The organism is Pseudomonas putida (assembly GCF_028682175.1).
Taxonomy (GTDB): domain Bacteria; phylum Pseudomonadota; class Gammaproteobacteria; order Pseudomonadales; family Pseudomonadaceae; genus Aquipseudomonas; species Aquipseudomonas putida_AD.
Window position 1 is genome coordinate 1 of the sequence record NZ_JANHKS010000023.1, and the last position, 20657, is coordinate 20657.

The 20657-nt window shown below is 60.3% G+C and carries 27 protein-coding genes; 2 read left to right on the forward strand and 25 right to left on the reverse strand.

All coding sequences use genetic code 11. The features are described 5' to 3' along the window. From NPS29_RS16525 to NPS29_RS16645, 25 genes are all read right to left on the reverse strand, one after another. Window positions 1-312 (reverse strand): hypothetical protein (locus NPS29_RS16525; RefSeq protein WP_274133810.1); only part of this gene is annotated, 312 nt, incomplete at its 3' end. A gap of 3 nt (window positions 313-315) precedes the next feature. After that, the gene (locus tag NPS29_RS16530) at window positions 316-3882 is read right to left on the reverse strand and encodes a host specificity protein J (protein ID WP_274133811.1); all 3567 of its coding nucleotides are present in this window, start codon (window positions 3880-3882) and stop codon (window positions 316-318) included. A 56-nt stretch (window positions 3883-3938) separates the two neighbouring features. Beyond that, a complete protein-coding gene (locus NPS29_RS16535; RefSeq protein WP_274133812.1) occupies window positions 3939-4556 on the reverse strand; it encodes a tail assembly protein in 618 nt (205 codons plus the stop codon). 58 nt (window positions 4557-4614) lie between these two features. After that, window positions 4615-4962 (reverse strand): hypothetical protein, encoded by a 348-nt coding sequence (locus NPS29_RS16540; protein WP_274133813.1) that lies wholly within the window; start codon window positions 4960-4962, stop codon window positions 4615-4617. A gap of 32 nt (window positions 4963-4994) precedes the next feature. Next, window positions 4995-5750 (reverse strand): C40 family peptidase, encoded by a 756-nt coding sequence (locus NPS29_RS16545; protein WP_274133814.1) that lies wholly within the window; start codon window positions 5748-5750, stop codon window positions 4995-4997. A gap of 2 nt (window positions 5751-5752) precedes the next feature. Then, the gene (locus tag NPS29_RS16550) at window positions 5753-6502 is read right to left on the reverse strand and encodes a phage minor tail protein L (protein WP_274133815.1); all 750 of its coding nucleotides are present in this window, start codon (window positions 6500-6502) and stop codon (window positions 5753-5755) included. 8 nt (window positions 6503-6510) lie between these two features. Further along, window positions 6511-6849, reverse strand: a complete 339-nt coding sequence (locus NPS29_RS16555; protein WP_274133816.1) for a phage tail protein — start codon at window positions 6847-6849, stop codon at window positions 6511-6513. Then, window positions 6839-9730, reverse strand: a complete 2892-nt coding sequence (locus NPS29_RS16560; protein WP_274133817.1) for a phage tail tape measure protein — start codon at window positions 9728-9730, stop codon at window positions 6839-6841. Before NPS29_RS16560 ends, NPS29_RS16555 begins: the two co-directional genes overlap by 11 nt. Window positions 9731-9733: 3 nt before the next feature. Further along, on the reverse strand, window positions 9734-10045 hold the full coding sequence (locus NPS29_RS28920) for a phage tail assembly protein T (protein ID WP_425312522.1): 312 nt from the start codon (window positions 10043-10045) through the stop codon (window positions 9734-9736). Then, window positions 9961-10401, reverse strand: coding sequence for a phage tail assembly chaperone family protein, TAC (locus tag NPS29_RS16570; RefSeq protein WP_274133819.1), 441 nt, complete (start codon window positions 10399-10401; stop codon window positions 9961-9963). The genes NPS29_RS28920 and NPS29_RS16570 overlap by 85 nt, the downstream gene beginning before the upstream one ends. A 9-nt stretch (window positions 10402-10410) precedes the next feature. Further along, complete coding sequence (locus tag NPS29_RS16575) at window positions 10411-11139, reverse strand: phage tail tube protein (RefSeq protein WP_274133820.1); 729 nt, start codon at window positions 11137-11139, stop codon at window positions 10411-10413. Window positions 11140-11226: 87 nt separating this feature from the next. Beyond that, a complete protein-coding gene (locus NPS29_RS16580; RefSeq protein WP_274133821.1) occupies window positions 11227-11592 on the reverse strand; it encodes a DUF3168 domain-containing protein in 366 nt (121 codons plus the stop codon). Continuing rightward, window positions 11592-12035: an HK97-gp10 family putative phage morphogenesis protein gene (locus NPS29_RS16585; protein ID WP_274133822.1), complete on the reverse strand. Its 444-nt coding sequence runs from the start codon at window positions 12033-12035 to the stop codon at window positions 11592-11594. The genes NPS29_RS16580 and NPS29_RS16585 overlap by 1 nt, the downstream gene beginning before the upstream one ends. After that, window positions 12028-12360, reverse strand: a complete 333-nt coding sequence (locus tag NPS29_RS16590; RefSeq protein ID WP_274133823.1) for a phage head closure protein — start codon at window positions 12358-12360, stop codon at window positions 12028-12030. The genes NPS29_RS16585 and NPS29_RS16590 overlap by 8 nt, the downstream gene beginning before the upstream one ends. Continuing rightward, complete coding sequence (locus NPS29_RS16595) at window positions 12360-12650, reverse strand: head-tail connector protein (RefSeq protein WP_274133824.1); 291 nt, start codon at window positions 12648-12650, stop codon at window positions 12360-12362. Before NPS29_RS16595 ends, NPS29_RS16590 begins: the two co-directional genes overlap by 1 nt. Beyond that, complete coding sequence (locus NPS29_RS16600) at window positions 12650-12868, reverse strand: hypothetical protein (RefSeq protein ID WP_274133825.1); 219 nt, start codon at window positions 12866-12868, stop codon at window positions 12650-12652. The genes NPS29_RS16595 and NPS29_RS16600 overlap by 1 nt, the downstream gene beginning before the upstream one ends. A 63-nt stretch (window positions 12869-12931) precedes the next feature. Continuing rightward, window positions 12932-14128 carry a phage major capsid protein gene (locus NPS29_RS16605; RefSeq protein WP_274133826.1) on the reverse strand — a complete coding sequence of 399 codons (1197 nt, stop codon included), beginning with the start codon at window positions 14126-14128 and terminating at the stop codon, window positions 12932-12934. Next, window positions 14125-14769 (reverse strand): HK97 family phage prohead protease, encoded by a 645-nt coding sequence (locus NPS29_RS16610; protein ID WP_274133827.1) that lies wholly within the window; start codon window positions 14767-14769, stop codon window positions 14125-14127. The genes NPS29_RS16605 and NPS29_RS16610 overlap by 4 nt, the downstream gene beginning before the upstream one ends. Further along, window positions 14753-15970 carry a phage portal protein gene (locus NPS29_RS16615; RefSeq protein WP_274133828.1) on the reverse strand — a complete coding sequence of 406 codons (1218 nt, stop codon included), beginning with the start codon at window positions 15968-15970 and terminating at the stop codon, window positions 14753-14755. Before NPS29_RS16615 ends, NPS29_RS16610 begins: the two co-directional genes overlap by 17 nt. Before the next feature lie 2 nt (window positions 15971-15972). Next, on the reverse strand, window positions 15973-17655 hold the full coding sequence (locus NPS29_RS16620; protein WP_274133829.1) for a terminase large subunit: 1683 nt from the start codon (window positions 17653-17655) through the stop codon (window positions 15973-15975). Beyond that, window positions 17655-18149 carry a terminase small subunit gene (locus NPS29_RS16625; protein WP_274133830.1) on the reverse strand — a complete coding sequence of 165 codons (495 nt, stop codon included), beginning with the start codon at window positions 18147-18149 and terminating at the stop codon, window positions 17655-17657. The genes NPS29_RS16620 and NPS29_RS16625 overlap by 1 nt, the downstream gene beginning before the upstream one ends. 160 nt (window positions 18150-18309) lie before the next feature. Next, entirely contained in the window at window positions 18310-18648 is a 339-nt protein-coding gene (locus NPS29_RS16630; RefSeq protein ID WP_274133831.1) for an HNH endonuclease, read from the reverse strand. A gap of 111 nt (window positions 18649-18759) precedes the next feature. After that, on the reverse strand, window positions 18760-19002 hold the full coding sequence (lysC, locus tag NPS29_RS16635) for an Rz1-like lysis system protein LysC (RefSeq protein WP_274133902.1): 243 nt from the start codon (window positions 19000-19002) through the stop codon (window positions 18760-18762). Further along, a complete protein-coding gene (locus NPS29_RS16640) occupies window positions 18908-19291 on the reverse strand; it encodes a hypothetical protein (RefSeq protein WP_274133903.1) in 384 nt (127 codons plus the stop codon). Before NPS29_RS16640 ends, lysC begins: the two co-directional genes overlap by 95 nt. A gap of 41 nt (window positions 19292-19332) precedes the next feature. Continuing rightward, the gene (locus NPS29_RS16645; RefSeq protein ID WP_274133832.1) at window positions 19333-19659 is read right to left on the reverse strand and encodes a phage holin, lambda family; all 327 of its coding nucleotides are present in this window, start codon (window positions 19657-19659) and stop codon (window positions 19333-19335) included. A 300-nt stretch (window positions 19660-19959) separates the two neighbouring features. Here NPS29_RS16645 and NPS29_RS16650 point away from each other — a divergent pair, with 300 nt between their 5' ends. Both NPS29_RS16650 and NPS29_RS16655 read left to right on the forward strand, forming a co-directional pair. Beyond that, window positions 19960-20151: a type II toxin-antitoxin system HicA family toxin gene (locus NPS29_RS16650; RefSeq protein WP_274133833.1), complete on the forward strand. Its 192-nt coding sequence runs from the start codon at window positions 19960-19962 to the stop codon at window positions 20149-20151. Between the two features lie 54 nt (window positions 20152-20205). Next, window positions 20206-20631, forward strand: a complete 426-nt coding sequence (locus NPS29_RS16655; RefSeq protein WP_274133834.1) for a type II toxin-antitoxin system HicB family antitoxin — start codon at window positions 20206-20208, stop codon at window positions 20629-20631. Window positions 20632-20657 lie beyond the last annotated feature (26 nt).

A 20657-nucleotide genomic window follows, 5' to 3' on the forward strand; every position in this document is an offset into this window, starting at 1 on the left:
CGCCGTGGTTGCCGGGTTGGTAAATCCGGCATATCCCCGATTGTAGTTATAGACCCGCACCACGTCTGTCCGCACCTCGGTTTCGAACTGAGTGTCATTGCTTGTGTAATTAGCCACAGGAAGGCAAGTGGCCGAGGCATTGGACGGCGTGACGCCTGGACAACTGAAATCCTGATACCCCGCGCCCTGCGAGTTGACGATTGTCCAGCCGCTATTGTTGACGACCACCGACAGGACAATCCGCACAGTGAACGAGTTTTCGTCCATGCGCAGGTTTCCCGAGGCGTCCCACACCCGCATGCCATAGGCCATGAATCACCCCAAATTACCCAGTTTCACGCGAAGCACGCCATTGCCGTCATAGACCGCGACATACAGGTTGTTCACGACGATTCGCCCCTGCCCCGGCGCGCCGCCGTTGATTTCCAGCGTGCCGTCCTTGTTGAAGATCCAGCCGGTCTGGCCCGCCACGTAGTTCGTGGAGCTGATGAAGCTGCCGATCTTGGCGTTGGTGATGGTCCCGTCCTGGATGTACGCCTGGTTGAGGAACACCTGCCCGCCCTGCACCGCGAACGGAACCGAGACGGCACCGCCGGCAATGGTGTTGACGATGGCGAACCGATCGGCAGAGACCAGGAACTGGCTCTGTAGTCCGGCTGCGGTGTTCTCAATGCCAAGCCCGATGCCGGCGGCGATGTACTGCCCGGTCGCCGAGTTGTATTGCATCTTCACGGACCAGGATCCTGAGACCTTCCCGTTCACGTCGACCAGGGCCTGAGACTGGGTCTGGATATCGAGCGTGTTCCCGTCGACCTTCACGCCGAGCTGCTGGATCGCGGTGGCGGCAGCCTGTTTGTTATCCGCCACAACCTGCCGCAGGTCGGTGACTTGAGCAGCGTTATCGCCCACCGTGGCAGTCAACTGGACAACTAGCTTCGCGTTTGCCTCGTTCGCGCTCGCCGCGGTCTTCGCCTCCTGCACGATGCTGGCCGTGCTGCTCCAGCCCTTCATCGCGTCAGCCAGCTCGCCCTCCCCGTTGTCATCCCGCGCAGACGAGCGCAGCGCCTCCAGGCTAGAAGCCTGAGCCGTTACCTTTCCGCCAATATCGGTGATGTCAGTGGTGTTGGTCGCCACCTGCTGGGCCAGGCCGTTGGCCGTCTCGACGCTCTGACCGACGTCCAGCCAGTAGGTGGTGTTCGGCGGCGGTGTGTTGATCGGCACAGTGCTTTTCACCTGGTAGATGCGATCATCCACAACAACCTGCTGGCCCTTGGCGTAGACCTGATCCGGCTTGTAGCCCGCCAGCCCATCCAGCGCGTCGATCTGCTCCTGCAGGTCGTCGATCTTGTCGATCTTGTCCTTCAGGCCCTGGCCGAGTTCCGTTTCGCCAATCTGGCCGGCGATCATGTCCAGGATCGGAGCCGCTTCCGAGCTGCTCTGCCCCATCACGCCCTGGCCGACCGGGTACCACGGACCGATGTTGCCGGTCCGGTCAACCAGCCGCGCCCAGAAGAAGAACGTCACGCCCGCCAGCAGGCCTTGCATGCTGTATTCGGACTGGGGGTAGGCCAGGTCGGTGAGCTTGGTCGCGGCTTCCCGCGCCGGCGTCGGGCCGTACCAAATCTCCGTGCGCTGGGTGTCTTCTGCACCTGGTGGGAAGGTCCATTTGAGGCGGATGCCGAAGATCAGCGGGGCCGCGGTCAGCGACGTCACCGCCGGCGGCAGGCCTTCCTTGCCGTTGAGCTGGGTCAGGATCGAGGTGCGCCAGATCGAAGAGATGTCGTAGGCGCTCACCGCACGCACCCGGGCCAAGTAAGCGCCCCGATAGATGCCGGTGATGTCTACGCTGGTCGCGCCGGTGCGCTGCACCTTGATCCAGTTGCCATTGTCCTTGCGCCACTCCACGTCGTAGCCGACCGCGCCGGTGACGGCTGGCCAAGTAATCGTCATGGTGGTGACGGCCAAGCCCTGGGCGATAGCAGTGTTCGAGGTCAGCGTGACGCTGGCCGGCGCTGGAGCGACCGTAATCGGGATCACGCTGATTGGGCGTTCTTCCAGGCGCGCGCCGGTATCGATGAAGGGAAACTTGCTCGGCTCGAACTGAACCGCCGCGATCTCGTGGTCGCCTTCGGTGGTGCGCTTGGTGCTGAGCACACGATATAGCGGGATCGCCAAGTCGTCAGCATCGAGCGCCCACTGCAATTCTGCCGTCGGAGTCTCGCTGTAGGCCGTGGTCACAGTGATTGCGCGCCCAGCAACCGACTGCACGGTCCGGCCTTCGGCCTTGCCGCTGGGCAGGTTGATGATCAGCCGGTCGCCGGCCTTGGCCTGAGTGTCACGGTCCAGCGTCACGACGCGCCCGGCGCCCGCCGAAATCCGCCCTCCCACTTCCCGCCCGGCCAGCAGCGAGTCGGCCACCGGGATGATGTAGCCCGGCAGCGGAATAGCGCCCTCCATGCCAGTCTTGAACGTGACAGTCCGGTCCTGGTTGTTGCTCATCACCACCCATTTGCCTCGGCGCTGGGCCTCAGAAGCGCGGGTGCAGCCGATGGCGCTGATCTCGACCGGCTTGTCGCCGAACCGACGCTGCAGTGCCAGATCCGAAAACGCCGTCACATCGGTGTCGTAGTTGTTGGCCGGATTGTCGTAGCTGACGATCGCGCGGGTGTAGCGAGTCTTCGCCGAAGCACTGCCATACGCGAACTTGCCGTCGATCACGTTCGCCCGGGTGAAGACGTAGTCGAAGTCCTGCGCGCGCGGCATGTCGGCCTGGGCCACTAGTTGGCCCTGGGCCCAGTAGGTCATGCCCCGGTAGATGGCGGAAATGTCGCGCAACAGGGTCCAGGCATCGGCCTTGCCTTGCAGATTCATGTCGCAGAGAAAACGCGGCTCCTGGCCGCCCATGCCGTTGGGCACCAACTGGTCGCAGTACTGCGCGATGCGAAACAACTCCCATTTATCGACCATGAATGGCTTGATGCGCTTGCCCAGGCCGAACCGGTCCACCGTGCAGATGCCGTAGGTCACCCATGCCGGGTTGTTGGTCCACGCCAGCTTGAAGGTGCCATCCCAGACGCCGGTATAGGTGCGCGCCACTGGGTCATAGTTGCTCGGGACCTGCCATTTGCGGGCCTTGCACTTGATGGTGACCTCAGGGATGTTGCTGAACTGCTCGGCATCGAACTCGATGTAGAGCAGCGCAGTGTTCGGGTAGCGAATCTTCTGGTCGATGACCTCGGTGAGCCCGGCCACGATCATCGTGTCGGCGATCTTGTTGGTGTTCTGGTTTGGCGTCAGGCGGCGAATACGCAGCAGCCAGCCGGTGGTCGCCGCTGGCAGGTCGATACGGCGAGAGCGCTCATAGCGCGTGGTGGTCTTGCCGTCCACGGCCTCGCTCAGCACCTGCTGATAAGCCCCGCCATCGGTGGCCAGGTCAACGGCGTACTCAATCCGGTAGCCGCCCACGTTGCCGTTGTCATCCTGCTGCTGCAAGGCTGGCCAAGCCAGGCGGATACGCGCGGCGGACAACTGGGTGTTGGTAATCGATCGAACCCAGGCCGTATCGCTGCGGAGCTCGACGTTGATGGTCGTCTCGTTTTCCACCGAGGGAATGCCAGGGATGTATTCCTGCTCGACTGAGCCAGACCGCCAATCCCATTTCACATTGGGAAAGTTTACGTTGCCGCTGGCATCGTTGATTGGCGTGTTGTCCAGGTAAATGTCGGACGCAGTTGGAACACCGTCGAACTCACCCTCGCCCACAGCAATCAGGAGCTTGGCCAGGTTGGTGGAGCGCAGGCTGTCGGTCGCCTCAACCGGTGTCTTCGGGTTGCTGCTGCCGCCCTTGGCGCCGTGGATGTCGATTCGTTCAGCTGCGCCCATGCTTTTCTCCAGGCATAAAAAAACCGCCACTCGGCGGTCTGTTCTTCAGGTTCGGATCAGGTCTTGTCTTCGGCGAGAATCGAGGCGGAGATAATCGCGCCGCCCCACCGGCGCTCGCCGATGCAGATCGGCACGGGGTTGCCGCTGGCCGTGGTGTTCCGAGCTGAGCCAAAGGCGTACGAAGGAAGGTTTTCAGGGGATGCGCTTTGGCTGAGGCCTTTGGCTTGCGGGCTGAGCAGCTGGATTACCCCGCCGGCGGTCACCGCGATACCACCGCTCAGCAAAGCTGAGGATGCCGCGAGGGCGCCAGGTGTACTGCCCGGCACAAAGAAGGACGCCACAATCATCACGATTCCGACGACGGTCTGTAACACGCCAGCTCGTTTGCTCCCAGAAACTACCGGCACAATCCTCAGATGCCGTGTTCCGCCCAGGTCAAACTCCCTCTCTCCTACGTTCCGGTGGTTTCGGAAAATTGCAAACCGCATTCCCAGTCTGTGCAGACGATCCACCTCGTGCTTGAATCCAGGAAGTGACACCTCAAGCGCTTTGAATACCTCCCACGACTTTCCGGTGTCCAGCAGCCTCGAATGGATCTTCCCCAGCTTCCTTCCCAAAGCGCCCCATAACTCAATAGTGGTCAGGGGGTCGTAATGAACTGCTGTGGCTTGCATGAAAAACTCCAGGCGTAAAAAAACCGCCAGAAGGCGGTCTTAGTGGTTATTACATCGATTAGATGCAGGACTTGACGGCCTCAGACACCCCGCCCCGTCCAAGTTGTTGCCAAGCAATTCTTTGGAAGTGCTTCACCGAGGAACCTGATTGTGTTCTGGTGATATCCAGAAGCTCGTCGGTCTGCCCTACGCCGGGATTAGCCATAATCAGGCGGTAGCCGGTTTCTGTTTCGCTCATCGTTGCCCCGGCGTTGAGGTCCTGCCACTTAGGCAGCACGCAAAGAGCAAATTGCTTCGGGGATTTGGTTGTGGCGGACGCAAAAACTGGACTGCTATTTCTCAGGTCAGATGGGGTCGTGCAACCCGCCAGCAGAGCAACTGCAAGCGCTCCAATCAAAATTCGCATGATGATCCCTCACATTGAAAAGCCTGAGGGTATCACCGCGCATCACGATGGCGAAGTATCAGCCGTGCCCTGTCGTGCCAAGAGCCGCCGTAGACGATGATCTCTGACGGCTTGCCGTAAAGGTGGTGCAGAAGGAACGGACCTGCGCCGTGCACTGCCGTTGACTCGCCGGGCAGAGCAGGATCGGCGCCGAGGTAGATTCCCGCATGGTTAGGGTGTTTGGTGCGCCCCACGTCCATCACGATCATGTCGCCCCGCTGCGGACTGCCGACTCGCTCGAACCCAGCGGCCTCGTAGGCTTGCTCGTACAGGCTCGGACCGTCGGCCTGCTCCCACCATCCGTTCTCGCGCTTGAAGGCTTCGAACTCCAGTCCCCATTCGCGCCGGTACCAGTCGGCACAGACCTGCCAGCAGTCCCAAGCGCCGTGCACGAACGGCCGCCCGAGCAGCGGCGTGTTGCCGGTTGGCACGATGGTGCGCAGATCTCCCTCCGGCCAGCTCAAGATGTGCCAGGGCAGTTCGGTCGCTTCGCACATGGCCAAGTCGCGCGGCGATGGCCTGCTGGTCGCGTCTGGGTGCGAATGGACGATGCCGATCACCTCGCCCAGGTCTTCCGCCGCCGCGTAATCCTCCGGCGCGATGCGAAACTCCTCTCTGGGGTCGGTCGCGGTATTCGCGCACGCAATGTACTGCTGTTTGCGCCCGATGGTGATCAGCACCCCGCAGCATTCGCGAGGGTACTCAGCGGCCGCATGCGCCTGCACAGCCTTGAGGATGTATTTCAGCATGGTCAGCTCCTGGCAATCAGGGAAACGGCGGGGAAGCCCCCAAACGGCAGCGCATTGCCTTCTCCGAAACGGGGAACGCAACCGCGACCCAGCGTTGCGTCGCACTCGTCTTTTTCTGGGTCGTCAGTCAGGTTCCCATCCTTGTCACGGTATGGGCCCACATACCCGCAGTTAGGCCCCCGATACCCCCCGGTCAAGCACCAGTGGCAAAGCGTGGTCATCTCGCGGCCAATCGACTCGCCACCGACATCGCCAGGGCTGGCCAGCTCCCACGAAATGGTTTCGCCGTCCTCGTTGCTTTTCTGGTCCAGGTACCAGACCTCAATCGATTCCTGAGTCGGGTCAGCGTCCGGGTTACCTGCAGGAAAGTTCGCGCCGTCGAGATAGGTGCCCAGCGTCTGCCGCATCGTCAGCTTGAACTCGAGCAGATCCTCGAAAGCCAGGCACAAGGCTGTGATCCTCCCGTTGACGTTGCCAACAGAGAGATTCGGGCGCACTGCCGTGCCATCGCCGTTGGCCTCGATGCCATCGATCTGCATTGGCCAGGCGCTGTACTCCTCGCCCTGCCACCAAATCGACTTGGCCGGGAGTTTGTCGGCATCAGCGCCAGCAGCGATCAACTCCGCCGCGGTGTACGGAATAGCGTGGCCATGAAATCGCAGCACATCTGCGCCGTAGTCGCTGCCGTCCAATTCGAACAGCAGCACTTCACTCCCAGGCTCAAGCACCTGGATGTCTTTAATCAGCGGCATGTGGGACCTTATGGAAGGAATGACTGGGTGAAGGTGCTGGTCAGCGTGTAGAAACCAGCGCCGTTGGGCGAGACAGACGGCGCGGAAGCGCGGTAGAAGCCCATCTCGCCCAGCGGCGGGGTCCAGAAGAACGACTTGAACCCCGCGTGACGATCGAGGAATGCCCTGATCTCCCGCGCCGTTTCTTCGTCCCCAACGAATGACACTGACCAGACCTCAACCTTGTTGTTTGGTCCGTCGCCTACGACCTGCTCATAGCCGTTGCCGAATTTGCTCGAGCGTGTCCGATACTCCGGGGTGCTGGACGCGCCCAGCCTCGGGCACCAGGTGAACGTCTCAACGGCCATTTACCGCCCTCCAAATAGCGCCGCCCGGGCGAAGCTCGTCCGCGATCGCCTGTTGAGCGCCGCGTTTCGCGGTGTCGGCGTATGCCTGACCTACCGCCTTCAGGTTCTGGTCAGATGTATCGCTTCCGCCACCATCGACCGTGAAGCTCTGCTGAATGACGATCCCGCCGCCAGCAGCTGCCGGTGACGAAGAAGACCTGCCGCCGGCGGACAGTCCCACGTAGCCGCCATCGGCATATCCTGGTTTTCCGGATTTGTTCAGGCGCTCCAGGTATTGACGCATACCAGGTTGCTGAACCACTTCCTTACGGATGACGACCTCGCCACCGTGCACCACGCCCATCGGCTCGTACTTGCCACCGTCGCCGGTGTAGCCGCCGTCCCAGTGCTGCGCGGACAGCCAGCTCTGATAAGCTGCGCCGGAATAGTCCGATGCCGCCGCGCCCGTCCCCGCTGATGAACCACCGAAGTACGCACCAACTGCCGTCTTCGCAAACCCGAACAGCGCGCTGAGCGCCGACGAAGAAGCCTGGCGGATTTCGATGCGCGCCAGGTCAGCCAGAATCGACTTGGCCAGGTCGCCGAAAGACAATTTGCCGGTTGTCACGAAGGTGGTCAGCGCGTCTTCCATGCCGCTGAACGCATTCGAGAAAAGGTTTTTGGTCTGCCCGGCCACGTCCTTCGCGCTGCGCAGATAATCGTCGTAGGCAGCCGATGCGCCGTTGGTCCAATCTGCCTGGGCGGCATCAACGTCCACGTAGTACTGACGCTGCATCGCCAGGCGCTGGTCCAGTGCACTTTTCAGCGAGGCGGTTTCCTTGCCGTAGAGCTCCGTGGTGAACTGGTCCTTGTTGCTCTTGTTGTAGTCCGACGTCAGCTTGTCGAGCTGCGACTGATAGGACTGCTGGATAGCGCGTTGCTCTTGCAGGCGCTGCCGCTGGACATCACCCAGGCCAACCCCCGCCAGGTTGTTGTCGAGGCCCTGCTGGGCGCTGGCGAGCTGGCTTTTCAGGTTTTCGTCAAAGGCGGCGAGCTTGCGCTGCGTGTCGAGCGCCTTTTCCCGCAGCGTGTTCTCTGTTTCGAGCGCTGCGTTGCGCTTGAGCTGCGCGGTGATCAGGTCCTGGCTGGCCAGCAGCGATTTCTGGTCGGCGGTGAGCGTCTTCTTGCCTTTGATATCAGCGAGCTGCTGCTCCCACTCGACCAACTTTTTCGCGTTCGCGCCAAGGGTTTGGCTGGCGGCATTCTGGTCGCCGATCAGTGCACCCTGCTGCTGGAGGGCCGCGTACTGCTGTCGCGCGGCGTCGAGCGCCTTGGTGCCCGCATCCTCGCGGTATTGCGGCGTCTTCTTGACCGCCGGGTCCTTGTATTTCTCGTTGATCGCGGCGATGTCCTTGGCCTGCTGATCTGCGGAGATCAGCAGCGAGCTGTCACCGGTCTTCTTCGCCCTGGCAATGTTCCGCTCGACCAACAACCGGTAATCGGCGATTTCCCGTGCACGCTTGTCAGCGTTGCTTTCCGTTTCCTTGCGGAGCTTGTCCAGCTTGAGCTGATCGTCCAAGGCCTGCTGCTGTTGCTGCTGGGCGAATCCCTTCGCAGCCGCACGACGATCCTGCTCTGCCTTCAGAACGAGTTTGTCAGTTTTTTCACGCTCAAGCGCCGCAGCGCCGCCGCCCAATTCACCCAGATTCGGGTTGTCATCGAACACGATCGGGGTTGATGAGCGCTGAGCAATCTCCTTCAGCCTGTTGTCCAGCGCGTCGATCTGCTGATCGAGGGTTTGCTCACGACCGACGTTGAGCGCCGCATCCCATGCCTGCTTCGCGGCATTTTTGACCCCGGCCCATGCCGTTTCAAGGGTGCCAAGGTTGGCCTTGATCGCCGTGGAGGTGCGGTTCAACCCGTCCTCATAAGCGGCTGTTGCCAGCGCGGCCGCATCCTGCGTCTTACCCTGCTCCTGCAACGACCTGATGTTCTCGTATGTCGTGGCGGTCAGGAAATTCATCGACTCGTTGAGCTTCAGGATTTCCGCGACCGGGTCCTTTGCGATCCGCTCGAAGTTTTTGACCGTTTCCTCGGCAGCGACTCCGGTGGCCGACTCGAACTTGATCGCAGCTTCTGCAATGGCCTCGAAGGCAGTGACCGGAATGCGCGTGGAGGTCGCGAGTTGCGCCAGCACTGCCGCGGCCTTGCCCACGGTGCCGCCCGATTGGGCAACCTGGCGCGCAAGATCAGTCAGCGCGGCTGAGCTCGTGCCAGCGGTGTTTCCGGTCATCGCCAAGGCCGTGTTGTAGGCCGTGGTCTCATCGCTGCCCTGTTTGTAGGCCAGCGCCAGCACCGCAGCAGCGGCTGCCGCTACGGTGAAAGGGTTGACCAGGCCCAGGATATAGCCGCCAAGGGCTTTCGCCGCGGGACCGATGCCGCCGAACATGTCCTTGAGCTGGCCGCCCTGCTGGAGGAATACCGTCAGCGGTGCCTGGCCGCCCTGCAGCGATACCGCGATGTCGGTGAATTGAGCTGGAACACCGCGCAGGGCAGCGTTGTAGGCCTTGGCGGACATCCCGCCCTTTGTCATGGCAGCATCGGTTTTGCCAATGGCATCCCGCTGCTCGTTGAGCTTCTTCAGGTAATCGTCGAAGTCGCTCTTGTCCAACCGCCCGGCGTCGTGGTGCTTGCGCAGCTGCTCTTCCATCTTGTCGAGGCGCCCATAGGCCCCAACCACCGGATCGATCTGCCCGACCAGCTTTCCCAACTGATCGGCCTGGTACTTGGCTTCGCGGGTCGTGGACTTGAGCTTGCGCTCCGCTTTGTCCATGCCCCGCTCAAAACCACCAGTGTTCGCGACCAGATCGACAGTCAGCGTGCCGAGATTGTCACCAGCCATACTTCACCCCTTCACACGCTGCAGAAGCGCCAGCAGATCCTGCGGCGTTGCGGCTTTTGTCTCGGTCTTGAAACTGCGGTCAGGCAGAAAGTCGTCGAACGTCGCTTTTCCGCCGTGCACGTTGTTGAGCAGGGTCGCCAGCATCGCGAAGCCGTGTTCAAGGCGAAGGCCCATGTTCAGCGGCCCGGTCTGTCGCCGGTACCGCATCCACCCCATCGCCTCGACGTAGGTCAGCCTTCGCTTGGCTTCCGCGATCGTCCGCCCGCCGATGCCCGCGAGGACGAGCTCGTGCCAGAACTCTTCCTCGGGGTCGATTTTTTTTCGAGAGCGCCCTCCGGGACCTTGTTGACCTCGCCGATGGCCGCGAGCAGGACGATGGCCAGCTCCGCGCACAGAGGCCCGTGGCCGGTTTCCGCACCGCCAACAACGTCAGCCTGCGAGAACACCGGCTTGCCGTCTTTGTCGACGATGCAGGAGGCGATGCGCTGCGCGGTAATGTCCGCGCCCTGGTGCTGCGCATCCCAGCGTTGGGTGATCGAGATAAACGACTCATGGGCCACATAGACGGTGGCCGTCTGGGGCTTGCCGTCCGAGTGCCAGGTGATTTCCTTCTTCACCGGAGGCGCGGCAAATGCACCGGCGGCTGCCAGCGCTGCAATACTCAGTTCCATGGGTTTTCCTTACGCGGCAGTTTTCGCGATCAGTTCGATTTCACCGGAGACCTGAATACCGACGCTCGATTTCACGACATCGCCCAGGCCAAAGGTGAACGGGAATGCGTTCATGTAGCCCTCGAACGTGAGCCAGGTGCGAGTGTTTGGCAGGTCAAAGTCGACGCTGTCATTGACGATGGCCCGAGCAGAGGCGCCCGTGCCCGAACCACCAGTAAGCGTGACCGTTGGCGTGCTGGTGTAACCGGCGCCTGCATTGGTAATGGTGAAGCCGGTTACCTTGCCATCAGCAATCTGCGCTGTTGCAGTCGCACCGCTGCCACCGCCACCGGCAATAGCGACGGTCGGAGCAGTGGTGTAGCCGGTACCAGCAGAATTGAGAACCACCGCAGCCAAGGCACCGGCGGCACCCACCAGAGGAGGAATGCCCTTCTCTTCGTCGAAATCGAAGCCGTCAGACCAGCCCACGACCCATTTCAGGGTGAGACCCGCCTTTTTCAACTGATGCAATCGCAGGTGCGCCGGGTTGGCCGGGTCGATGTTCAGGCCGAAAGAGGCGGAGCCTGGCTCCGCCAACCCAGCCTTGTACTTGCGGGCCTTGGATTTGGTGCACGTCACGTCGACCTGGGCGATAGAGGTGTCGATGCCGTCCAGCGATGTGAAGCAGCCCACATCGATGACACTGTTGTCGGTTGGATCAAGCGCAAACAGCTCAGTGCCTTGAGTGTCGATAGTCAATTTGGTACTCCCCGATTTCCTGCGAAATCACTTATGAGCGGGCATAAAAAAACCCGCCGAAGCGGGTCGTTCTTTCAGGTATTCCGGCTACGGACGCACCAGCCAGGCAACATCGAAACCTTTGCGATAATTCTTCGTGTCGTGATCGCGCGTATCGACGCCAAACCCGGTAACGTAGGCTTGTTTGCCGATGGCCTTGCGCATCGCCGTCACCACAGCGTCAGCAGACACGGCGGAGGCCGCGTAGACATCGATCTGCAAGCCGTATCGATCAGTGTCAGGCTGGCCGTTGATGTAGTTGATTGGCGACCCACTGACGACCTGCCAAACCGCGTACGGCAGGGCTACCCCTTGCTCTGCGTCACCATGGGGGTAAAGGCGCAGAGGGCTGTCACCGAGCAGCGCTGTGACGGCTGGGCTGGCTTTGCAGACGGCCACGATTGGAGCCAGCATCAGTTCACCCCGAGCTTGATCAATTGGTACTTGGCCGAGCTCAAGAACTCCTTGAACACTGCCTCGCGGTTGTTTTGCAGCGCCGGCCGTAAGAATGGCTTGGCCCGGTTTTTCTCGGTGCCCAACTCTACCCACCACCAATAGAAGGTGTTACCGCCGCCCTGCCCCAGGCTGCGCTTGCGCACCCCGACAGACATCACCACCGCGCCCACTTCGACTCCGATGGCTTTGCGCTCAACGATCGCCAGGTTTTTGGGGATGAAGTTGGACGTTTCCGGGTCGTCGATGCGAGCCGCCCGGCTTTTCGCGTCATCCAAGACGATTTCCATCGCATCCTTCGCCGCCGGCGTCACAACCTTGCGGCGCATCTCCTCGCCCAGGCTGCGAAACTTGGCCGAGAGTGCATCAGCGCCGGTGAGCTTGTACTCAACCCAATCAGCCATCGTTCACACCCTCGCTGGCCGGAAAGGTCAGGTATTCCCTACCCGATACAGGGTCGCGCAGCACCCCGTGCAGGTTGTAGATCCTCCCGTCATGGCGAGCGCGCATCGAGGCGTCGAACCCGTCGCGGTAGCGCGTCACGATCCTGCAAGTGACTTCAGACTGTTCTGACTGCGCGGCGATGAACTCGCGAACGCTCAGGTCTTTGATTGCGGCCCAGACAGTGACGAATTCAACCCAGGCCACCAACGGCTCGTTGGAATCCGGATCGTAGGTGGTGACCTTCTGCTCGAACGTCACTCGGTGCCGAAGATCGCCTGCTTTCATCAGAATCGCTTCCTGTACCAGAGCAGCCGACCGACCGCCAACGGGACCTCAACGAGCCCGCTGGCGACCGCCTCACGGTTTGCGTACCAGTGCCCGACCAGCAGCAATACGGCCTGCTGCACGTCCTTGGTCAGGCCCATTTCTTCCGGCAACACTGGCGTTTCCACCAATGTGCGGTCGCAGTGCTGCTCGACATGAGCCAGGGCGGCGTCGAGGTACCCCTGAATCAAGGCATCTTCGTCGCCGTGGTCGACGCGCAGGTGCGTTTTGACCAGAGATAGCTCGATCATCACTTGGTCTCTTTCGGCGCGGCAGGCTTCGACTCTTTCGGCTTGGTGACCTTCGCCTTGCCGTCGGCGCCCAACTCCTCGACCAGCCCCTTGCCAACCAGGGTGTAGGCGTACTCATCGTCGGCCTCATCGAATACCTGGCCACGCTTCACCTTGGGCGATTCGGCTTTCAGCAGGTCCGCGTTCCCCGTAAAGCCCCACAAAGCTCTGATTTTCATGCTGCCTCCAAAAACAAAAAAGCCGACGCTATGCCGGCTTTGTGATGGTTACGTGCGGTTGACTTACTTGGCGAAGGTGCCTTTGACCAAAGCTTCCCGACGGCGCACGCCGAGGCCCAGACGCTCTTCAGCCAGCAGCGCGATCATGTTCTTGATGAACATGTCGTTGATCAGGCCCATCTTGAACAGGTAGGTCATGCGGTCGAAGAGGATTGCAGCACGGGCGAAGTTCGCGATGAGGAATTCGCCACCAGCGTCCGCATCACCCTCGTCCATGCTGTCCGAGGTGATAACCGGGCGACCCCAGAGGATTGGGGTAACCAGGCCTTGCAGGTTGGCGAACAGGTAGCGGTTTTCACCGTCCTTCTGCAGCTCAATGTTCATCCAGTCAAGTTCGCTCAGCACGATGCCGTCGGCAGACAGCTTCGACTGCTTGCGAACCTGGTAGATACCGCGGCGCACGATGTCGATCGAGGTATCGCCAGCCTTGGTCAGGTTGGCGTCGTAGACAGTGGCCTGGGTCATGAGGCCATTCAGATTCTCACCAGTACCATCACCTTTGAGGATCTGGTTTTCTTCTTCGAGCTTCAGGTCGTAGCGCAGCAGCTCCTGGATATACCCCTGCATCTGAGGCACGTCGGCCAGCGCCTCTTCGGTGACCGGCATCCACACCGCGATCTTTTTCACGCGATCGGTAGCAGGCTCGAACGTGACGTTGCTGGTCGGCTTGGTGCCGCCTTCTGCCACAGGCGCAGCGCCACGAGTGTGCAGGAGCTCACGGAAGTAGGTGTAGTTCTGGCCGGTTACCGGGATGGCGGTCAGCAGGTCACGGATGCGCAGCTCTTGGCGGATGCCCGGCTGAATGACCGGGTCGTAGATCGGCGCCACGATGCCGGCACTGGTGACCTTCACTTCTTTCATGGCGGCCAGGTCGGACTTGGTGACCTCGATCTCGGCGGCCATGGACGACTTTTGGCTCAACGACTTGTAAGCATCGTCGTTCTTGATCATGTCAATGAAGGATTTGCCTTCGCCCGGCCCCCCGCGCAGCTTGACGCCCTTCTGCTCCAGATCCTGCACCTGATCGATGACTTTCTGCAGCTCGCCCTTCTGGTCTTCGATCTGCTTCTTGAGGTCGCCGGCAACTTTATTACCTTTCTGGACCTCATCCATGGCCGCATCGTATTTCTTTTGCAGCCCCTCGAAGCCGCTTTTCAGCTGCTGGTCCAGGGATTCCTTCAGTTCTTTCACTTCGCTCATGGCGATACTCCGAAATGGTTGGCAAACAGGGTGGAAATGTCTTTCAGCTCTTCCACGATCGCCGTGGCCTCACTGCCGCCATCACGGCGTAGTGCGGGGTAGCCGAGCGAAGCGACTGCTGCCGCTTCCTTCTGAGACAGCCCCATGCGCTCACGCAGGGCGTTCTCGAAAAGCCTGATGTCCGACTTGACGCTGAGGACTTCGGCATCTGGATTCATGCCAAAGGGCACGAACGAGGCCTCCCACAGTTCGGCGGACTTGATGACGCGGACCTGGCGGCCGGCGCGCTGCTGGAAATCAGCCTCCAGCGTGTTGAAGCCGATGGACATGCTGTCCAGAGAGCCGTCTTTCATCAGCTCATAGGCGTCACGGGCGTAACTGACCTTCAGGTTCACCTGACCTTTTACATACAGGCCGTGGTCGTCCTGATTGAAGTCAGCGGTACCGACCAATCGGGTGAGGTCGTGATAGAGCGCCAGCTTCAACTTGCCGTTGCGTGCCGTCTTCACGCTGGTAAACGCCCCTTTGACGATGACGTCATCGCCCAGGTCGACATTATCGAAAACGGCGGCATAGCCTTCAAAGCTGCCGCTGTCGTCTGCGGCTTTCACCTCAAACGGGCAGTCAAGTTTTGTCAGCATTGTTCTGTATCTCCCACCGGGTGACCCGGTCGTATTCAGGGCCATCAAGCGGTGGCAGGTTTTCTTTGCGACGGACCTCGTTTGTGGTCATCCAGCCTGAACCACCAGATCCGCCAAGGGCGGCGGCATACAGCGTGGCGCGCCCGGCGCTGTCTGCGCGCTGCAATCCCTCGAGCACGAACTCCAGAAAGCGCTTCCTGTCCGTCAGCAACTTGCTGTTGAGCTCGTCCTCGACCGCGTCGGCATAGGGTTTCAGTCCGAACGTGACGTAACCGATGAGCTGCTGCTCAAGGTTCGAACCCATGATCGAGGTCTTGCCGGCGCGGTTAGCCAGCCATAGCGGCACGCCGTAGACGCCAGCCAGCGCTTCTTCCTGAAACTGCTGAGACTCGATGAACTGGGCGTCTTTCTGGCTCAGCCCGGCGGGCACGATCTTCGGGTTGCCCTGCAATATCGCCATCTTGCCGATGTCGTCCACGTCGCCTTGGCGCACATCTGGGAATTTTTCCATCACCTGGGCCTGCTGGACCTTGGTCAGGAACTGCTCGTAGATGACGTATCCGCCAGTGAAACCGCCCTTTCGCATGAAGCGCGAAGACCACTGCTGACCTGCCTTGGCTAACCCCATTGTCTCGGCCTGATACTCAATCGGGGATAGGCCCGTGATGCCGTCGAGACTGAACAACTTGAAATGCAGCATGTTCTCTGGCGAAACCGGGAACCGCTCACCCTCCGGAGGATTTACCCAATAAATAAGGTCGTCTTCGGTATCGATCTCAACCCTGTCGCAGCCCAAAGGCACCAGGCCAATAGGATCACCGTTGCGGTTGCGCTCAATGAGCGCGAAAGCGTTCCCGCGAAGGGCCATATTCACGACCACGAACTTCAAGAAGTTCAGCAGCGTCATGTAGGGGTTAGGCTTTCTGAGCAGCCGTAGGAACCGGTCATTTCCAGTGACCAGCTTGCGACCAGTATCAGTGTCCTCGTACAGCTTCAGCGGGAGGCCGCTCAGCGATTCCGAGAGGATTTTCACGCATGACCAGACCATGCTGATCGTGAGTGCGCTCTTGGTGGTGATCTTTACCCCGGATTTTGTGTTTTTTCCGCCGACCTCAAGGTCAACTTCGACGTAATCACCGGTCTTCGGATCGGTGTAGCCGAAGAATCGCCAGGTGCTGGGGTTGTACCAACGAAATGCCATGGTCAGCCTACTAGTCCGAAAAATCCGTTGTTGAGGTAGTCGTCCATGCCGCCCTTCGCCTCTGGGTTCAGAGAAAGCAGCGATACGGCGTTGAACGTGGCCATGAGTGGGTCGATTTTCGCGGTGCCCGAAGCCTGTTTCGTGATGAGAAATGCGTTTGCGGACGGGACGCCCTTGGCGTTGCCGCAACTCCAGGCCATGAGGGGCTGGCCACAATGCTGAAGCGTCCCCTCGGCGAGCCTACGCTCAGTGGTCTTGATGGCTCCGGTGAGCTTCCAGCCCTGCGAAATACCGATGATCTGCTCCTCCTCGATGCCGACGTCGGCCAGTGCGTCGAGCAGCGCGCCGATACCTGCCGGGTCTAGCCCGACCTTGTCCAGCAAGCCCACACCATTGACCCGCGCAACGACCGCAGCCAACTGCTCAACGTCGTCACCGATTCTGTTCACAATGGTTAAATCGCCGGTTTTCTGCAGATCCAACAGCCGGGGCGCCTCTGACTTGCGCCGCTCCAGCACAGATGGATGCGCCCATGCATGTGCCCAGTGCAGCCAGGTGCGCGACTCGCGAACCCGGCCAATGACTGATAGCCCGAGCAGGTCATCAAGGCCGCCACCGTCAACGCCTGCCACGACCACCTCACACTGGTCGAGTAGGCTGTCCAGCGTGAGGCCAGGCAGCGCCTGGGCTTCCCAGAACGACGCACCCACCCAGTGGTCAGACATGAGTGCAAGCCCAATCTCGACATTGAGGTGCTTCGCCAGGAATCCCCGGAATGATTCCTCACCGTCCAGTTGCGACTGGGCGTAGCCGCGCTCAATGAACGCCTCATCAACAGAGAGGCCCAGATTCGGGTTGGTGATGTAAGCGTTCGAAGCCTCCCGATGCGCACCGGCGTCGAGCAGGTGTTTCGGGAATTCGTAGAGCACCGGCAGAAACGATTTGTCTTCGATCTTGCCGTCGCGCACCTGTCGGGCGTACAGCAGCTTTTGCCGAAATACGCCGGCAGGTGGTTCATCTGATTGGGTGGTAGCCCAGATGATGAAACCCTCCGGGCGAGATGCCAGGCCACCAGTAGCTTCGCGAAGCATGGCCTCAGCATTGGCGCGCTTGCCAAACACCCAGAGCTCGTCGACAAACACCCCGATGGCCTTCTTGCCGGACACCGTTTCGCTGTCGGCGGCAACAACTTTAAGCGTCGCGCTGGTTTCATGGTGCGTAACCAGTCGCAGGTGGTCCTGCACCTTGAACAGAGCGGACAGCTCATCGTCTGCCTTGATCATGTCCCGGATCGGGATATAGGAGTTGTCAGCGATCTCTTTGGTTGGGGCCAGGATGATGAACTCGCCTGACTGGCGCCAGTTGAGCACCATGGCCGTAAGCATGATCCCGGCAGCGATGGTGGACTTGCCGTTTTTCTTGCTGATCAGCAGCAGAAACTCGCTGATCATTCGCCGTCCGCTGTCCGGGTCGTAAGCGCCGAAGATCGCAGCAACGAACTGGTTGACCCAGTCGCGCACCGTCTCACACATCAATGGGCTGCCAGTGGCATCCACCATCCGCAGAGCGCCAAACACCTCCAGCGCCTCTTCCGCCTGGTCCGGAAAAAGTGGATCGAATGGGATCAGGGTCTGGCGGGCGACGATGCGCTTCTCCCAGTCGGGGCAGGCCGTTGTCCATTCCATCATTTCACCGATCGCAGAGGGCCGCGGCGAGTACCGAACTTGCCGTTCGCCACCTCAGCGGCTTTTTGCTTCGCCTGCTCCTTCTTGCCGCCCTCGCCTTTGCGCTGGTGAACGAAGGGCATCAGCGCCTTGGCTGCATCAACACGCAGCTTCGGCTCTGTAGTCAGGTCATTCATGACCGCAAGGAGAAAATCCTTCGGGTCACGATGAGAGAGCGCTGCCCCCAGATCGAACCCGGCAGGCTCGGCCTCGTCCGCATCAGGTTCAGCGGGTTCTTCCGAGCCCTGGGCGTTAACATCTTTAACAACCTTGTTAACGGGATGCAGGGCGTCCAGTTTGAACAGCTCAGCGACTACATCCGGGTCTTTCGCAAAACGCGAACCCGCCGCAGAGGCCGATTTCTCGGGGCATCCGGCGGCAATGGCTGCGTCTTTATTGGACGCACCTCCCCTCACCGCGTCGATGAACGCGCGTTTCTTGGGTGTTAAAGCCATTAACAAAAACCTGTGCGAGGAAAAAAATCTGCGAATGGGGTCGGGCGCGGTCTGGAGTGCATTGACCCCCTATATTTCGATGCCCCCCCTCATAGAGCCAGCCTAATGCACCATTTCGGTGCATTCATGAATGAGAATTCATATCATTCCCGACGAACGGTCACATTCCACGGTTGCCCGCCTCTTCGGCCTGTTTGACCGAGTCATGGCAGGGCTTGCAGAGGGTCTGCCAGTTCGACCTGTCCCAGAACAGAGCCATGTCGCCACGGTGCTGAACGATGTGGTCGACGACCGTGCCTGAGGTCACGCGTCCCTGACGTTCGCAGTACACGCAGAGCGGGTGTGCGTTGAGCCAACCCTCGCGCGCCTTCTGCCACTTGTAGCCGTAGCCACGCTGGTGTGCCGTCGTCTTGATCGCGCGCCATGAGTTGGTGTTGACGACCGTTACGCGCTCACCCTGGGTCTTGACCCGGCTTCCCAGCGTCTTGAGCCTTGGCATCTGGTTCGACCTTACGTGATGGGGTGATGAGCGATCGGGCTCGGTCAGCTGCGATGGCGAACCACTTAGCTGCTCGTGCACGCCGCGCGGCGCATCCAGTGCACGCCATGGCTACTTGCTCTTGCTGCGCAGGATCTGGGCGTCGACCTGGTCGGCGCAGGTGTCGAGTAGGTTCACTGCCCGATCCTTCAATGCCCAAAGGTCGCCGTTCAGGGCGAGGTCTTCATCGCTCTCGCTGATGCGCTCGCACGGAACCAGCTCAGGGGGTTCGAGCCTTACCGCTGTTGTCTTTACCGGTTGCGGGCTTGCCGCGCAGGCCGTCAGGCAAAGGCTGATCAGCCCACTTGCGAACAGCCGGGCTCTTACGCTTGAGGTCTTCAAAGTCTTTCCTCGCCTTCAGGGCTTTCTGTTCGCTGGCTTTGAGCCGGTTGCTCAGGTCGGCCTGATAGGCAGCGTTCCTGGCAGCCTCGGCGCGAAGCGTGGTGATGGTGGCCTGGCTCTCGACGTTGGCTGCGATAGCGTCCTGTTTGGCCTTGGCCTCGACTCCCACTGCTGCGGTCAGCGACACCACTCTGATCTGCTGCAGAGCAATCAGCAGCGACATGACAATGGTGATGACCACGGCGACGGCGATGATTCGCATCGTGGCTGCCGTCTTCGAAACGGCTCCAACGGGGTCGAGGCTCATGGCGTTTCCGCCTTGCGGCCCAGGAACTTGATGATCAGCTCCCGGATCGCCGTCACACCGATGAAGCCGATCGCGCCGCCAGCACCAACTGAAAGACTGGACGGCCAGGCCATCCACTCAATCACGCTGCTGGCCGACAGGCTGAGACCACCGCACATCAGCGCCTCAAGCACGACGCGCCCCTTGTTCGCCTCCTTGCCCTCGTACAACACACGAAGCATTGAAATGGTTGCGGCCATGATCGCTCCTTGCCAGAGCGGCGTCGTGATGATCAGCCAGACCTGCGCCCAGAAGTCAGGATTTTTCTCAGGCATTGGATGCATCCGACAGTCCACCCTTTCGGGATCGGAAAATGAAAAAGCCCCGGCAAATGCCGAGGCTCGAAATGGTTTGCGTGTCTTCCCACGCTGCCCGTCAAAGCCGCCTGTGCACACAAGAGGATTGAGGCTCCCTGACTGCCGGTGTTCTTTCCGTACGCGTGACGACCGGCGATACCGCGTCCAGACCACTCCCGAAGGAACCACTCTGTCTATGGCGTCCTAGAAAATAAATTAATCACATGTGCTTTACATGTATCACATGTGATGTATAATGAACCCATCAACACGACACAAGGAGAGTTGATGTCCTACAACGAGTTTCGCAAGTGGTTGTTAACCCAAGGGGTTGTAGTTCTGAAGAAAGGGAATGGCGGCAGCCACTTCAAGGTCAGATCCCCGAACGGTAACCAAACAATCCTCCCTAACCATGGAGCTAAGGAAATCAGCGAAGGGTTAAGAAGGGCAATCATCAAGCAACTGGGCCTCAAGGATTGAGGCTCTACCCTTGGCGAAGCCGTAGAGATCAGCTCCAACAATTGAGGTAAACACATGTACAACTTTCGTGTTCGCGCTCACGAAGAAGCAGGAACCTTCTGGTCTGAATGCCTGGATATTCCAGAAGCACACAGCGCCGGCGACTCCCTTGAGGAGCTGCTGGCTAATGTCATTGATGGCATCACCCTGGCCCTGACGATCTACGTCGACCAAGGCCGGAAAATTCCACAAGCGACTCAACCGGAGAATGACCAGGAACACGCTATTCCACTGCCAGTTCAGGCAGTGGCCAAGATCGCACTGTGGAACGAGATGTGTGACCGAGGTATGCGCGTAGCCGACCTGGCTCGCAAGCTTGGCATCTCTCACCCGGTCGCCACTCGGCTGGTTGATTTCGAGCACAACTCGAAGATCGAACAGGTTGAGTCAGCTCTGGCAAAGCTTGGGAAGCGTCTGACCGTCTCGGTCGAAGCCGCCTAATTTTTTGCCTGGTTTTGTCCGGGGAT

Coding starts and splice junctions, on each gene's coding strand:
- NPS29_RS16605 (WP_274133826.1), bottom strand. CDS start 14,128: ATGAGCGAAGTGAAAGAACTGAAGGAATCCCTGGACCAGCAGCTGAAA.
- NPS29_RS16625 (WP_274133830.1), bottom strand. CDS start 18,149: ATGGCTTTAACACCCAAGAAACGCGCGTTCATCGACGCGGTGAGGGGA.
- NPS29_RS16550 (WP_274133815.1), bottom strand. CDS start 6,502: ATGCCGCTGATTAAAGACATCCAGGTGCTTGAGCCTGGGAGTGAAGTG.
- NPS29_RS16650 (WP_274133833.1), top strand. CDS start 19,960: ATGTCCTACAACGAGTTTCGCAAGTGGTTGTTAACCCAAGGGGTTGTA.
- NPS29_RS16630 (WP_274133831.1), bottom strand. CDS start 18,648: ATGCCAAGGCTCAAGACGCTGGGAAGCCGGGTCAAGACCCAGGGTGAG.
- NPS29_RS16640 (WP_274133903.1), bottom strand. CDS start 19,291: ATGCGAATCATCGCCGTCGCCGTGGTCATCACCATTGTCATGTCGCTG.
- NPS29_RS16615 (WP_274133828.1), bottom strand. CDS start 15,970: ATGGCATTTCGTTGGTACAACCCCAGCACCTGGCGATTCTTCGGCTAC.
- NPS29_RS16600 (WP_274133825.1), bottom strand. CDS start 12,868: ATGAAAATCAGAGCTTTGTGGGGCTTTACGGGGAACGCGGACCTGCTG.
- NPS29_RS16595 (WP_274133824.1), bottom strand. CDS start 12,650: ATGATCGAGCTATCTCTGGTCAAAACGCACCTGCGCGTCGACCACGGC.
- NPS29_RS16530 (WP_274133811.1), bottom strand. CDS start 3,882: ATGGGCGCAGCTGAACGAATCGACATCCACGGCGCCAAGGGCGGCAGC.
- NPS29_RS16555 (WP_274133816.1), bottom strand. CDS start 6,849: ATGGCCGTTGAGACGTTCACCTGGTGCCCGAGGCTGGGCGCGTCCAGC.
- NPS29_RS16610 (WP_274133827.1), bottom strand. CDS start 14,769: ATGCTGACAAAACTTGACTGCCCGTTTGAGGTGAAAGCCGCAGACGAC.
- NPS29_RS16580 (WP_274133821.1), bottom strand. CDS start 11,592: ATGCTGGCTCCAATCGTGGCCGTCTGCAAAGCCAGCCCAGCCGTCACA.
- NPS29_RS16540 (WP_274133813.1), bottom strand. CDS start 4,962: ATGCGAATTTTGATTGGAGCGCTTGCAGTTGCTCTGCTGGCGGGTTGC.
- NPS29_RS16655 (WP_274133834.1), top strand. CDS start 20,206: ATGTACAACTTTCGTGTTCGCGCTCACGAAGAAGCAGGAACCTTCTGG.
- NPS29_RS16570 (WP_274133819.1), bottom strand. CDS start 10,401: ATGGAACTGAGTATTGCAGCGCTGGCAGCCGCCGGTGCATTTGCCGCG.
- NPS29_RS16585 (WP_274133822.1), bottom strand. CDS start 12,035: ATGGCTGATTGGGTTGAGTACAAGCTCACCGGCGCTGATGCACTCTCG.
- NPS29_RS16645 (WP_274133832.1), bottom strand. CDS start 19,659: ATGCATCCAATGCCTGAGAAAAATCCTGACTTCTGGGCGCAGGTCTGG.
- NPS29_RS16535 (WP_274133812.1), bottom strand. CDS start 4,556: ATGCAAGCCACAGCAGTTCATTACGACCCCCTGACCACTATTGAGTTA.
- NPS29_RS16560 (WP_274133817.1), bottom strand. CDS start 9,730: ATGGCTGGTGACAATCTCGGCACGCTGACTGTCGATCTGGTCGCGAAC.
- NPS29_RS16590 (WP_274133823.1), bottom strand. CDS start 12,360: ATGAAAGCAGGCGATCTTCGGCACCGAGTGACGTTCGAGCAGAAGGTC.
- NPS29_RS16620 (WP_274133829.1), bottom strand. CDS start 17,655: ATGGAATGGACAACGGCCTGCCCCGACTGGGAGAAGCGCATCGTCGCC.
- NPS29_RS16545 (WP_274133814.1), bottom strand. CDS start 5,750: ATGCTGAAATACATCCTCAAGGCTGTGCAGGCGCATGCGGCCGCTGAG.